The following is a 14,496-nucleotide window of genomic DNA, read 5'->3' as shown; positions in this document are numbered from 1 at the left end:
AAGTTAAGTTTTATCTGAACTTAGAGGGATGTAAATTAATTTCACACCATCGGTCATATAAAATGGCTTCATGTTTTATCTGAACTTAGAGGGATGTAAATAATCACAAATACAACCAGAATCGCTATCCAAATCGGTTTTATTTGAACTTAGAGGGATGTAAATTTGAATATACCTTCTAATTACAGAAGCAATATTCTTGTTTTATCTGAACTTAGAGGGATGTAAATATGTGAAATTGCTTTCTGCACAAAACGGAACAATGGAGTTTTATCTGAACTTAGAGGGATGTAAATGAAGCATGTAGAAGAATATATTCAGCTGTACGAAGGTTTTATCTGAACTTAGAGGGATGTAAATTAAATCAACGTCAAGTTCATCTTTGATTTGCTGCTGTTTTATCTGAACTTAGAGGGATGTAAATGTTTGCCGCGCGGCTGTGACATTCCTAAATCGATTCGTTTTATCTGAACTTAGAGGGATGTAAATATAAATATAAACTAACTACATAAAAAGAGAGGGGTGCGTTTTATCTGAACTTAGAGGGATGTAAATGTGACAGGATTTTCATTGATGAAATTAGGATGATTGTTTTATCTGAACTTAGAGGGATGTAAATAGAATAGGCAAGAATTTAAAGAATGAAGATGAAGTCGTTTTATCTGAACTTAGAGGGATGTAAATTCGGCTAAACTTTTTGCAAGTTGTACGCAAGTTTGCGTTTTATCTGAACTTAGAGGGATGTAAATGGATAAAATTTTTGTCCGTGCGGCGCTTCACTGTAGTTTTATCTGAACTTAGAGGGATATAAATTATTTAGATCTAACCATCCAAGCCATTCCCATACATCGTTTTAACTGAACTCAGAGGGATATAAATTGCCACGCCACCCAAATACGCCCATTTGTAAGCCCGTTTTATCTGAACTTAGAGGGATTAGATTATTCAAGGCAAGCGTTGTTTTCCCCATGGATGGCGTTTTATCTGAACTTAGGTGAATTGATTAAGGAGTACCAGAGTGGTAAATTTGTTCCTGTGAAGAAAAAGGAAAGACTAAAAATGAGGGAGAGAGCTGTAAATACATACGAAGAAGAGCTATACAATCAGGGGACGGAACGAGTGATCAAAGCTTTCAATTTACTAACCCAATGAGAAGCAAAAGAAGGTGCTATGAAAAAATTGAACCTGTCTATGAAGTATGTAAGGAAGGTGAAAAAGTTGGACAATCATCTAAATGCAATAGCGATTAAAAAGTAATATAGTTAGAGATTCTTATTTAACTGACAGATGCTTTGGTTGTAGAAAGATTTTTAAAGGTTGATTCTCTAATTGGGATGGGGTTAGTATAGTTGGAATTGAGTTAATGATTTGAATACAGGACTATATGAGTTCAAATATCTAAATGTTTTGATAAATACATTACTATATTTTTATAAATTATCTCTTCGGTAACAAGTAAGCTGTGGTGAGAACAATAGAACTTAGAGCTAAAATTATTAGCTGTATTAACCTGTAACACTTAAATTGATTGTAACAGACCACCCGCCAACCAACTTGCTAACACGAATGATCACATATTTAATTTTTTTAACTGAATTTATTTTATTAAGCTCATTTAAAAATTTGAAAAATCCTTAATATATAAAGCTTTAAAAATTTAATTATCTCAGCTAAACTAATCTATTTTTGTAAATCGATATTGACAGGGTAGAGGTCGCTGGTTCGAACCCAGTAGGAATCATCAATGTTTCAATAGCTTTAAAACCTTATATAGCAAAGGTGTAAGCGGAAAAGACCATTTCTTCGGAGGTGGTCTTTTTTTGCTTTAAATTCATGATTAAGGATGGATGGGGGACGAACCTTTAAATGCTGTCTTTTTTGGATGAAAAAAGGCAGTTTAATTTATCAGCTGCTTTTTGATCGGCAGAACATATAATACATGACCGGATTAACAAAAAGAAAGCACGGGCTGCTTATATCAGACTGCGTTTTGCAGCAACAGTTTTTGCAAACCAGCTTTCACAGGCGGAACAGAGCTGTCTAAGCTTTATAACAAATTTGACAACGCTTTCAAGGGAAACTAAAATAAACCTAAATTATTTTGCGATTCGTTTTTTGGTTTCCGTTATAGTCAAAGCAAGTGTAAGAGAAGGTAAAAGCTGCTATCAAAACGAAGAGGTGAGCAAATGGGCATACAGGTAAATGAAGAACAAAAAGAATTTCATTTGTTTAACGGGGAAGTAAGCTATATTTTCAGAGTTATCGAAAAAAGCGGCCAGCTGGAGCATTTATATTACGGCAGAAATATAACACACCGCCGCTCCTTTAAGCATTTAATTGAGCGGGAGGTGCGGCCTTCCTGCAATAGATTCGAAGGTGACCATACATCTTCTTTTGAGCATATTAAACAGGAATATCCAGCGTTTGGCACAACGGATTACCGGTATCCCGCCCATAGAATAACACGGAGCGATGGCAGCAGCGTGACTGACTTTCAATACACGGGCTATCAAATTATAAAAGGAAAACCATCGCTTGCCCCGCTTCCGGCGACATATGTCGAAGAGAAAGAAGAAGCCGATACACTCGTAATCACGCTGTATGACAGCGTACTGCATTGTACATTGCGGCTTAGCTATACCATATACCGGAACCGGAATGTGATCTGCCGGAATGCCTGTTTTGTGAACGAAGGCAGTGAATCTGTTTACGTAAATAATGCGATGAGCGCCAGCCTGGACTTGCCGGATGATCAGTACGAAATGGTGCACCTGGCCGGGGCATGGGCGAGAGAAACTCATAAGGAAACCAAAAAAATAACGAAAGGCATTCAATCTATTTACAGTGCAAGAGGCGCAAGCAGCCACGTCCATAATCCTTTTTTGGCATTGAAAAGGCTGGATGCAACTGAACACAGCGGAGAAGTAATGGGATTCAGCCTTGTGTACAGCGGCAACTTTCTGGCTCAAGTAGAAGTTGATACATACCAGGTCACGCGTGTGATGATGGGGATTAATCCGTTTTTATTTAAATGGAAATTAAACGCCGAAGAATCGTTTCAAACACCGGAATGCGTCATGGTGTATTCAGACGAAGGGTTAAACGGGATGAGCCAGTCCTATCATGCGCTGTACAGAGATCGGCTTGTACGGGGATACTGGCGGGACCGGGACCGGCCGGTATTAATAAACAATTGGGAAGCGACTTATTTTAATTTCAATGAAGAAAAGATTTTGTCGATTGTTGATACAGCCCGGGAGCTTGGCATTGAACTGTTTGTCCTGGATGACGGATGGTTTGGCGAGCGTAATGACGATACAAGCTCACTTGGCGACTGGTTTGCAAATAAGAAGAAACTGCCCGGGGGGATCGAGGGTCTTTCAGCAAAAGTGAACGAAGCGGGCATGAAGTTTGGACTTTGGTTTGAGCCGGAAATGGTGTGCAGAGGAACGAGGCTGTTTGAAGAACATCCTGACTGGATTATTCAAACGCCGGGGCGCACAGCCTCACACGGACGCAATCAATTTGTTCTGGATTTCTCCAGGCCTGAAGTAGTGGAGCACGTTTTTACATTAATGGACAATATTCTTAAAAAAGCAGAGATTTCTTATATCAAGTGGGACATGAATCGCTATATTACCGAAGCATACAGTCCTTCTTTGCAGGCAGACCAGCAGGGAGAAGTATTCCACCGCTACATTTTAGGTGTTTATCAGCTGCTCGGCAGAATAACGGACAACTATCCTGAAATTCTTCTGGAATCCTGTGCGGGAGGAGGCGCCCGGTTTGATCCGGGCATGCTGTATTATTCTCCGCAAATATGGACGAGTGACAATACGGATGCCGTGGAACGATTGAAAATCCAGTCGGGTGCTTCGCTGGTTTATCCGCTTAGTTCCATTGGCAGCCATGTGTCCGAAATTCCAAATCACCAGGTGGGAAGGCTGACACCGATTGAATCGCGGGCGAATACCGCTTATTTCGGCACATTCGGCTATGAACTCGATCCCGGGAAGCTGAATAAAGAAGAAAAACAGCAGGTGAAACAGCAGGTGGCGTTTTTTAAACAATACCGCGGCTTGATCCGGAAAGGCTCTTTTTATCGTTTGCAGGCTGATGCGGATCTCAATGATGTTGCCTGGATGGTAGTGTCAAAAGACGAAGCAATCGTACTGTCTTTCCGTATACTCGCGAAACCGAACGATTCCTATCGGCGCTTGAAATTAAAAGGGCTGGAGCCTGAGAAGCTGTACAAAATTGAGGGAAAAGAAACGACACATTATGGAGATGAATTAATGAATGCGGGTATCATTCTCAGTGAAGATTATACCGGCCGGGCGCAGGAATTTTGGCAAAGAGAAAAACCCGGTGACTTTGCTTCTGAATTGTTTATCTTAAAAGCAGTGAAGGATTAATCTGTGAGAAGAGCAAAGCAGCTCTTCTTTTTTTATGGGGTTGAAATAAAAAAAGGGATAAACAGTCTGGTAACCAGGTGCATCTAGTGATATAGTTAAATAACAAAACTAACAAAAATAACAGAAATAACAAAAGCAGGTGACGCAATGGCAAATAAAAAAATTACTATGCAGATGATCGCTGATGCGGCTGGATATTCGAAATATGTCGTATCTAAAACGTTAAATGGAAAAGATGGAGTGAGTGAAGCGACAAGGCAAAAAATTTATTTAACAGCAAAGCAGCTTGGCTATTTTAAAGACCATCCAATCAAGCAGATCGAAACAGCAAAAGAAAGCAAGCAGAGCAGCAAAGTGGCGGCGGAGGAAGGTTTTGTCCTTGTGGTTATGCCTAATCATCGGTACCAGAATAAAGCATCTTATTATTGGAGTAACATTTTTAATGGAATTATTGAGGCGCTTGATGAGCTGAATATAGGCGCGATGGTCATATCGAGCCAAAACAACCTGGCTGTCCATGTGAAAAATGACAACCTTCTCGGTATTATAACAGTGGGACTCGTGTCTACAGAGATGCTGCTGGAATTAAATAAACATAACGTTACACTTGTGATGATCGACCATGAAGACCCCCTTTTAAAAGTGGATACCATTTTTATGAATAATATTGACAGTGTGTACAAAATGACGAATCATTTAATAGGGCTCGGGCATGAACGGCTTGCTTTTATTGGGGACCATTCCTTTTCCCGCAGCTTTTATGACAGATGGCAGGGGTTTAGAATGGCGCTGGAAGAACAAAGTCTTTACCATTCGGAAGAAACAAATCTGATAAGAATTAATTACAGCGCATGGTCAGAGTCAAAAAAGGCGCTGGAATCTTCTTTTATTTCCAGACAGGAGAAAGGAAGCCTGCCAACCGCCTTCGTGTGCGCAAATGATGAAATCGCTGCAAGAATTATTTTGCTTTTGACGGAGATGGGGCTGTCTATCCCGAAAGACTGCTCGGTTACTGGCTTTGACAATTTAGCTTATACGGCTTCTCTTTCTCCGCCGCTGGCAACAGTGCAGGTGCTGAAGGAAGCAATGGGCCGCCGGGCAGTGAATATGCTGCTGTGGCGAATGGAAAATTTTGAATTCCCTTCTGAAAAAGTCCTGATTTCTGGTGACATTTTAATTCGTGAATCGATTAGCTCACCTTCCAGATAACAGACGAGTTCTTCTACTGAAAAACCGCGGAGAGACTGCGGTTTTTTTTGTTAGCGCTTATTACATAAAATATATAGCGTTTACATTTTATTTAAAAAAGTAAAATAAAGCGTTTACATTTATGGGTTGAGATGTTATTGTTATCGTGTAATCAAAAAATAAAGATAACAAAAATAACAAAAGGGGAGAGAATACAATGACATTTGGCAAAAAAGCAACAGGCGCAATGGCAAGTTTATTTTTACTCTTCGGTTTATCAGCATGCGACGGTGGAGAATCAGGAGGAGGCAGCTCTGGTGAAAGCGGCGGAGATGTTAAGCTGACGATGTGGGCGTGGCCGGGCTTCGGTCTTGGAGATTTAGCGGCAGAGTATGAGGAAAACAATCCGGGCGTGACGATTGAAATTCAAGAAGCTGATTATGCGGATGTCCATCAAAATTTAATTACAGCGCTTTCATCCGGTTCCGGTGCGCCTGATATTTCTGCTGTTGATGAAGGTTATTTAGAGCGGATGAAGAAAAACAGCGACCAATTTCATAATTTATACGATCTTGGAGCAAAAGATCTTGAGGGAGATTACCTGGATTGGAAATGGCAGCAGGCGAATAACGCAGCAGGTGATTTCTTGCTGGGCATTCCAACTGATGTAGGCCCGATGGTCATGGCGTATCGCGAAGACATTTTTGAAAAAGCCGGCCTTCCTACAGATCCGACTGAAGTAGCGGCCCAAATCGATACCTGGGAAAAATACATTGAAGCCGGAAAGAAAGTAAAAGAAACAACAGGAGCCAATATGATCGGCCGTACAACCGATTTGTACCAGGCTGTACTTGAACAAGCGCAGATTCAATATTTTGATGAAGAAGAAAATTTTGTTGCTGAAGAAAGTGAACAAAACGTTCGGGCGTGGGAACTGGCAACGAGCGCGCAAGACATATCGAGCAATTTAGAGAGGGATTCCGCTGAGTGGGGCTCCGCTTTGGCAGCCGGCGATATTGCAACAGTTCTGCTGCCGCCATGGATGATGCAAAATATAAAAAATGCTGCCCCGGATACAGCAGGCAAGTGGAACGTTACGTTTATACCGGAAGGTTCGGGCAACTTCGGCGGATCGTTTTTAACACTTCCAAAACAAGGTAAAAACCAAGAAGAAGCGTATGACTTTATCACATGGGTTATGTCACCGGACCAGCAGCTGCGCATTTGGTCGGAAGCAAATGGCCCGTTCCCGTCTACGCCAGGTGTTTATGAAGACCCGTCCATTCAAGAATACAATGATGACTTTTTCAATAATCCGGAATTAGGTTCTTATTATGCGGAAGCGGCACAGAAAATTGTGGCCGGCCATAAAGGAGTTATGCATGATCCGGTGAGCCAGCTGTTCCAGGATGCATTAATATCGATTGAAGATGGAAATGCCACAGAGAAAGAAGCATGGGATAACGTATTAACGGAAGCAAAACGCCAGCTCGACCGGCAGTAAAAGTAAAGGACAATCAATGGAGGAGGCTGCAGGATGATTTTGGTTCAGCCTCTTCCTTCTTTTTCATTAGCACACCTGAAAACTAACAAACAGTCAGGAGGCAGGAACGTGGAGCTTAAAAAAGAGGGCGTAGAAGTAAGCGGAAAATTCACAAAAAGCAAAAAAAAATACAGCACCGCACAAAGCGAACGCAGATCAGGGTATTTGTTTATCTCTCCTTTTTTTATTTTATTTGGCATATTCGGCGTTTTTCCACTGATTTTCACTGCTTATCTTTCATTCCACAAATGGGATATATTGGGAACAAAAGAATTTATAGGATTTAAAAACTACGTTAATATTTTTACAAATGACCCGCTGTTTTGGAAAACAGTCGGCAACACATTCAGCATCTGGATCATATCAACAATTCCGCAGCTCATTGCAGCTTTGCTGATTGCTTACTTTTTAAACGAAAAATTTTTAAAAGGGAAATCGCTTTTCAGGCTGGCAATTTTCATGCCGAACGTGACGTCTGTTGTAGCAGTAGCCCTTGTATTTTCTGCAATGTTTGGCTCTCAATACGGCTTGATTAACTACGTGCTTTCTGTTTTTGGAATCGAGGGAATCAACTGGAGAGGCTCTTATTTCGGCACCCACGTTGCAATTGCAACGATGGTTATGTGGCGGTGGGTCGGCTATAACGCGATCATCTATTTAGCCGGGCTGCAAAGCATTCCGAGAGAGCTGTACGAAGCAGCGACCATTGATGGTGCAGGCAAACTTCAGCAGCTTTGGTACATTACAGTTCCAATGCTGCGGCCGATTATTATTTTCACTGTTATTCAATCGACAATTGGCGGTATGCAGCTGTTTGCAGAGCCGATGTTATTCGGTGAAGGGGGCCAATACCAGGGGCTGACGATGACATTGTATCTTTATCAGGAAGCATTCACCAGATTTTCCTTCGGATACGCATCTGCTATTGCCTGGGTATTGTTTTTACTGATTATTATTGTTTCATTAATTAATTTGTTAATTACTAAAAAAATTCAAACAAGTTAACAGTGGAGGTAAAAAAATGAATGAAGTCGGCCAAAAAGCCTTTCCAAAAATTTCATTATACGCATTTTTAACGGTCAGTGCCCTGCTGTCTATCTTTCCGTTCTACTGGATGTTTGTGGTTGCATCAAATACAACATCAGCCATTAACAAATTCCCGCCTTCTATTTTGCCGGGACCTAACTTTATTGCGAACAGCCTGGCTGTGTTTGAAGAAATTGAGTTTTTCCGTGCATTGTTTAATTCCATTCTCATTTCAACGGTGGTCACGCTATCTGTATTATTCTTTTGCTCATTAGCTGGATTCGCTTTTTCAAAGCTTACATTTAAATTCAGGGATGGATTGTTTATTTTTCTGATTGCCACCATGATGATTCCACCTCAGTTAAGTTTAATTCCAAATTACATGATCGTCAGCCAGCTTGGCTGGGTGGATACACTGCAGGCTGTTATTGTGCCGGCCGCTGTAAATGCATTCGGTGTTTTCTGGATGAGGCAGTATATTTCCGGTGCTGTTCCATATGAACTGATTGAAGCGGCAAGAATGGATGGATGCAGCAACTTCCGCATTTATTGGAACATTGTACTGCCCGCGGTTAAACCGGGTCTTGCCACACTGGGAATTTTCACTTTTATGGGAACATGGAATGACTTTTTATGGCCGCTCGTTGTGTTAAAAGACAGCAGTGTCCATACGATACAAATTGCGTTGAGGACGTTAAATGATGTGTACTCTACAGACTATTCTTTAATACTGGCGGGCACGTTTTTAGCTACGCTCCCAATTCTGGTTGTATTCCTGCTTTTCAACAAACAATTTATTGCAGGATTGACAGAAGGCGCCGTGAAATAAAGCAAGCCAGCCGGAGAGTGCAGGGAGCTTATACTGAACGAAGGATTTAACGTATTATTATGGAGAAACAGTGCCTGGCGCCGGGATCGAATAGCGGCATTTGCGGGTAGGTGGACAGGACAGTGCGAAGCGCAGCTGCCATACCGGAGCCCCTGACGCTGTTTTGCAAGGAAGCTTTTCCCTTCTTCCATTCCTTAGTCGGATTATCACGCTATGAAAATCACCTGTTCTGGAAGATGAACAGGAAAGAAGGTTCATTCAACAAATAGATTTTAAGGGGGAGAATATGAAAAGAACGTTCGTGTTTACCGAATGGCTGGCTGAGGTGCTCGGTTTGCACTTTCTCTGGGTTCTTTACGTTTTGAAAGGCTGGATTCTTATGGGTATTTTCCCGGCAACTGCAGCCGTGTATGCCGTTGTCCAGCACTGGATGAAAAAAGAAGAGCCCATTTCACTTTCCGACTTATATAAAAAGCGCTACTATGAGAATTACAGAGCCGCCAATATTTTAGGCTGGATGTTTCTTGCGGCCACGTGCATTCTTCTTGTAAATATATACTACCTGCCTTATTATCCGGAGACGCTTCGGCTGGTTATGTATCCGGTTCTGTTATTTTTTACGTTCATTCTTTTAATCAGCTGGCTGTATTTATTCCCGGCAGTTGTCCGTTTCAATATCCCGGCGGCCAATTACTTCGCGGTCATTTTAAAAATAGGATTTACGTCATTTACCGGGATCATTATACAGCTGTTTTTTCTGGGCATTTATCTTACAGTCATTTATATGCTTCCGGCTCTTTTGCTTTTATTTGGACTTGTGCCATTTGTTTTTCTTCAAATGGCTGTGATGTTTAATATTTTTCAGAAATTAAACTGATTGCTGAGCGGAAATAGAATGTCGCGGGAATTTTGTCCTCAATAAGGAAAGCGGTTTCGATAAAAAGTATGTACTGGCGGGCTGATGAGAAATCGGCAATGAAAACGAACTGTGGGGGATGAAATGGAGAAGTACTTAGCATTAGACATTGGTGGAACGTTTATTAAATATGGACTCGTGACGAGCGATAAAGAAATTTTGAAACAGAGCAAAGTGAAAACGCCGAAAACATTGGCCGGCCTGCTCGATCAAATAAATGAACTGGCCGGCCTTTATCCTGGAACAGCAGCTATTGCGATTAGCGCTCCGGGAGCTGTTTCTGACAGCGGGATTATTTACGGCTTCAGTGCACTTCCTTACCTGCACGGGCCCAATGTGAAAAAGCTCATTATGGAGCGTACAGGTATGCCGGTTTACATGGAAAATGACGCCAACTGCGCAGCGTATGCCGAAGTATGGAACGGTTCAGCTAAGAACAAAAATGATGTTCTGGTTATTGCGATCGGAACAGGGATTGGCGGGGCTGTCATCAAAAATGGCACACTGCACAAAGGAGCCAATTTGCATGGCGGAGAATTCGGCTATATGTTAATGACCCCTCCTCTAACGGGGCAGGCCAGAACGTGGAGCGGTGTTGGGTCAACAATAGCGCTTGTGAAAAAAGTGGCGGCGGCGAAACAGCTGGATCCAGAGACGCTTTCCGGAGAAGAAATCTTCAACCTGGCTGCGGCAGGAGACAAAATCTGCTCGGATGCGATCAATGAATTTTACTATTTTCTTGCTGTCGGTATTTATAATCTGCAGTATGTTTATGATCCGGAGCTTATTTTAATCGGCGGCGGCATCAGCGCCCGGGAAGACTTAATTGAACAAGTGAATAAAAAGCTTGATTCAATTTTGGAAGCTGTTCGGGATGCGAAAATAAGACCATCAATTGCGGTCTGCAAGTTTCGGCACAATGCCAACCTGCTCGGAGCAGTGTATGGCTTTATAAAGGAAAAAGAAACGGCTGTTGCGCTCGATCAAATATAAAAATAAAAAGCAGCTTTACTTGGAAAGGAAGTCATGCTCTTGAATAAAGCCAAAGAATACAATATACCGGAAAACTTCATGTGGGGAGGAGCCGTAACCTCTTTTCAAACAGAGGGTGCCTGGAATAAAGGCGGAAAGGGCCCTTCGATCGTTGATGCCCGTCCGATTCCGGAAGGCCATTCGGACTGGAAAACGGCCGTTGATTTTTACAGCCGTTATAAAGAAGATATTGCCCTGTTTAAAGAAATGGGCTTCAATGCCTACCGGACAAGCATTTCCTGGTCACGGATTTTTCCGGACGGCGAAGGTGAAGCAAACGAAGAAGGTCTGCAGTTTTATGATGATGTCTTTGATGAAATGATTGCGAATGGCATTCAGCCGGTAATTACGCTGTATCATTTTGACCTTCCGCAGGCGCTGGCAGAAAAGTACAATGGGTTTGCTTCCCGGGAAGTCGTTGATTTGTTTGAACGATATGCAAAAACGGTGTTTACCCGTTATAAAGATAAAGTGAAATACTGGCTGACATTCAATGAACAAAATCTTGTGCTGCCAAACCCGGAATATTGGGGCGTTGTGCGTGATGCAGATTCAGAGGCGCTGCGCTACCAGGTGTGCCACAATGCATTTATCGCCCATGCCCGAGCTGTTAAAGCGCTTCACGACATTATTCCAGGTGGGCAGATGGCCGGAATGATCACGTATTTTACCGTGTACCCGCATTCGCCGAAACCCGAAGATGCCATCGCAGCGATGAAAGCAAAAGAACTGCTCGATGACTTTTATTTTGATGTATTTGCTCATGGAGAATATCCGAGTTATGTTACAAGCTACCTGGAGCAGCAAAACATCATGCCGGTGTTTGAAGAAGGCGATGCGGAATTATTGAAAAACAACAAAGTCGATTACTTGTCAATTAGCTATTACCAGAGCAGCACCGTTAAAGCTGCCGATGCAGAGGGAATTGGCCGCATAAAAGCCGGCCTGGCGAAAAACCCGAACCTTGAATCATCAGAATGGGGCTGGACCATTGATCCGATCGGGTTCCGGGTGGCGCTGAAGGATATGTATGCCCGCTACAAGCTTCCAATTTTTGTGACGGAAAACGGCATTGGGGTAAAAGAAGAACTGAATAAAGATCATACGGTGGAAGATGATTACCGGATTGATTATTTGCGCAGCCATATTAAAGAAATGAAAACAGCGATCAAAGAAGGCGTGGATATTATCGGTTATTTAACCTGGGGAGCGACCGATCTATTAAGCTCACAGGGGCAAATGTCAAAGCGGTACGGGTTTATATACGTAAACCGCGAAGAAAACGACCTGCTTGATTTAAAGCGCTATAAGAAAAAAAGCTTTCACTGGTATAAGCAGGTGATTGAATCAAACGGAGAGAAGCTGTAATAAAACGGCAGTGTTTTACAGGGGAAACCTGAAAACACTGCCGTTTTTGTTTTTGGATCAATGGTTTTTAAATAATACTTCAGCAGTTTTTCGGAAAAGTTCGCGCTAAGTAGCAGAGTAAATTAAGGATCCATGGTTTAGTATATTCAAATTATCCTTTTAAAAAATTTCATTCAAAAGAATAGTGTAATCAATTTGAAGTTTTTTATTTTACTTATCGAATCATTTACCACTAACGTGTACTGTTTTACCTTTATACTGACGAGCATTATCTTTATATTGATAATGTTGAATATGGCGATAAAAGAAATCGAATAAATCATTTTTATATAAAGAGTCATTAGAATCGACCTCTCTATGACAGAACAAAAGGCAGCGTCTCCCACCGGAACGCTGCCTTTACATGTTTTATAGGATTATCATTCACCAGACCTTGATGGAAGCCAGTCTGCCAGAAAAGACGGCAGGCCCTTTCCTTTGACAGCCAGCGTAGTATGCCCGCCGGAAACGAGGCGGTAGGTCTTGTCTGGACTGGATACTTTGTTGATGAAATCCTGACTGAGCGTTTTGGGAACCAGCCGGTCATGTTCTCCTGCCACAACGAGAAGGTTTGCCCTGATATTCGCGGGATCAGTCTTTTTCCCTCTGATCATAAGCGTTCCGTCCATAAATTTGTTTTCTTTGCCAATTTCGCTGGTGAGCTGCTTGATGGCCGCTCCGGAAAAGCCGACATGCCCATTCGTCCATTTGTTGAACCGCCGCCACCGGTCGACATAGTCCTGATCGTAGGCTTTGTTTAACAGAGAAAGATACGGGCTGATATAAACAGGTGAGCTGGCCAGCCGCAGTCCGTACTTCATAAACCTGCCCGGGATATATCCGAGCGCATCCAAAACCGGATCCATGCTGAAGTCGCCGTTTTGCATGGCTTCGGCCCATTTGGTAAAAATCGGCGGCTCTGAAAAATTAAGCGGTGCCACACAGAGAATCAAATTCCGGATCGGCTGTTCTGAAATGGAAGTATACATGGCGGCCAGGGTTCCTCCAAGGCAGAAGCCCATTACGGTAAGCGAAGCAGCTTTTGAATGCTTTAACGCTTTCCGGACCGCCCGGTCAATATAGTCCATCAAGTAGTCATCTACCGTTATATCTTTGTCCTCGTATCCGGGTGAACCGAAATCCAGCAAATAAACGTCGTACCCGTTTTGCAGATAAGATTCAATCATGCTCGCTCCCGGAGCCATATCCAGGACAAATGCTTTGTTTACAAGTGAATAAACAAGAAAGAGAGGGGTGGCATGTTTTTTATTTGGGGATGGATAATACCAGAGTGTTGCTTTATTTTTCTTCCAGACAGCGACTCTCGGTGTCTGGCCCACTTCAGGTTCAGGTGTAGTCCAAATACTGAAAAAACCTTTCCAGCGCTGCCACTCTTTTTCCTTATCAAAGTCTGGCAGCTCTTTCATATTTTTTTTCTCCTTTTTTGCTTTACATCCTGAAGCAGCTTTGAAAAAGCCTCATCTCCAAAAATAGAATCAGAATTCAGAAGAACAAAGGACCTGGGGCTCAGAAGTTCTTCAAGGATTGCTTTCTTCTTGGTATCTCTGGCTTCTGATTTTCTGTTCTCTTTTGCATGCCGGGCTGATAACAAACAGCTCGAAGCCGGCCTTTTACCTGTTTTGGTTCCGAGCTTTTTTACTATTGCTTCCAATTCATCCATCCTGCGGACTAAATCATCTGCTTTTTCCTCTATCCGGTCCGGCAGTCTGGAGGCATGCCGGGCCGATAACGGATGGCTGGAGACCGGTTTTTTATGCGTTGTTCCTGTACTGAGCTCCTCTATCACTGCTGCCAGCTCCTCCATTCTATCGTTCAAATCATCTACTTTTTCTTCGGTCTGAATTACCAGTCTGGCAACATTTGCAACATCGTCCTTGGTCGGAGTATTTAAATGGAGAGAAATGATTTCCTGGAATTCACTGATAAACTCGATCAGCTTGCCGTGTACATTGGATAGAAGAGCTGCGGGCAGTACAAGCTGTTCTTTATTTAATTGGTTCTGGATCCACTCATTAAGCTGTGTTTCCAGCAGAAAGCCTGCATTTCTGATTGTTTCATAAATATCAGGCGCTTCAGATTTTTTTTCCATTAAGAATGCTCCTTTCAATTATTTCTGTTT

At 42.4% G+C, this 14,496-nt stretch carries 10 protein-coding genes and 1 CRISPR repeat array (1 of these 11 cut by a window edge); of the genes, 8 read left to right on the top strand and 2 right to left on the bottom strand.

The genetic code is table 11. The features are described from left to right. Positions 1-943: direct repeats of the CRISPR family, unit length 29 nt; unit sequence GTTTTATCTGAACTTAGAGGGATGTAAAT (it extends 1,875 nt beyond the left edge of the window). A 1,243-nt stretch (positions 944-2,186) separates the two neighbouring features. The 8 genes from VP98_RS10660 (at position 2,187) to VP98_RS10625 (ending at position 12,317) form a co-directional block, all read left to right on the top strand. Further along, complete coding sequence (locus tag VP98_RS10660) at positions 2,187-4,415, top strand: alpha-galactosidase (protein WP_046175342.1); 2,229 nt, start codon at positions 2,187-2,189, stop codon at positions 4,413-4,415. A 147-nt stretch (positions 4,416-4,562) separates the two neighbouring features. Then, complete coding sequence (locus tag VP98_RS10655) at positions 4,563-5,624, top strand: LacI family DNA-binding transcriptional regulator (RefSeq protein WP_046175341.1); 1,062 nt, start codon at positions 4,563-4,565, stop codon at positions 5,622-5,624. Positions 5,625-5,820: 196 nt separating this feature from the next. Further along, positions 5,821-7,107, top strand: a complete 1,287-nt coding sequence (locus tag VP98_RS10650; RefSeq protein ID WP_046175340.1) for an ABC transporter substrate-binding protein — start codon at positions 5,821-5,823, stop codon at positions 7,105-7,107. A gap of 108 nt (positions 7,108-7,215) precedes the next feature. Next, positions 7,216-8,151: a carbohydrate ABC transporter permease gene (locus tag VP98_RS10645; RefSeq protein ID WP_231584157.1), complete on the top strand. Its 936-nt coding sequence runs from the start codon at positions 7,216-7,218 to the stop codon at positions 8,149-8,151. Between the two features lie 16 nt (positions 8,152-8,167). Then, the gene (locus VP98_RS10640; RefSeq protein ID WP_046175339.1) at positions 8,168-9,001 is read left to right on the top strand and encodes a carbohydrate ABC transporter permease; all 834 of its coding nucleotides are present in this window, start codon (positions 8,168-8,170) and stop codon (positions 8,999-9,001) included. A 286-nt stretch (positions 9,002-9,287) separates the two neighbouring features. Further along, complete coding sequence (locus VP98_RS10635; RefSeq protein ID WP_046175338.1) at positions 9,288-9,878, top strand: YesL family protein; 591 nt, start codon at positions 9,288-9,290, stop codon at positions 9,876-9,878. Positions 9,879-10,001: 123 nt separating this feature from the next. Next, positions 10,002-10,910, top strand: a complete 909-nt coding sequence (locus tag VP98_RS10630) for an ROK family protein (protein WP_046175337.1) — start codon at positions 10,002-10,004, stop codon at positions 10,908-10,910. A 39-nt stretch (positions 10,911-10,949) separates the two neighbouring features. Continuing rightward, on the top strand, positions 10,950-12,317 hold the full coding sequence (locus VP98_RS10625; RefSeq protein WP_269431501.1) for a glycoside hydrolase family 1 protein: 1,368 nt from the start codon (positions 10,950-10,952) through the stop codon (positions 12,315-12,317). 419 nt (positions 12,318-12,736) lie between these two features. On the opposite strand, the gene VP98_RS10620 is transcribed toward VP98_RS10625, so the two are convergent. Both VP98_RS10620 and VP98_RS10615 read right to left on the bottom strand, forming a co-directional pair. Next, on the bottom strand, positions 12,737-13,783 hold the full coding sequence (locus VP98_RS10620; RefSeq protein WP_046175335.1) for an alpha/beta fold hydrolase: 1,047 nt from the start codon (positions 13,781-13,783) through the stop codon (positions 12,737-12,739). Next, positions 13,780-14,466 carry a hypothetical protein gene (locus VP98_RS10615; protein WP_046175334.1) on the bottom strand — a complete coding sequence of 229 codons (687 nt, stop codon included), beginning with the start codon at positions 14,464-14,466 and terminating at the stop codon, positions 13,780-13,782. Before VP98_RS10615 ends, VP98_RS10620 begins: the two co-directional genes overlap by 4 nt. Between the last annotated feature and the right edge of the window lie 30 nt (positions 14,467-14,496).

The sequence above is a fragment of the Domibacillus indicus genome (genome assembly GCF_000970685.1).
GTDB classification, from domain to species: domain Bacteria; phylum Bacillota; class Bacilli; order Bacillales; family Domibacillaceae; genus Domibacillus; species Domibacillus indicus.
Note: the sequence above shows the minus strand (reverse complement) of the source record. Positions and strands in the feature narration are given on the sequence as shown.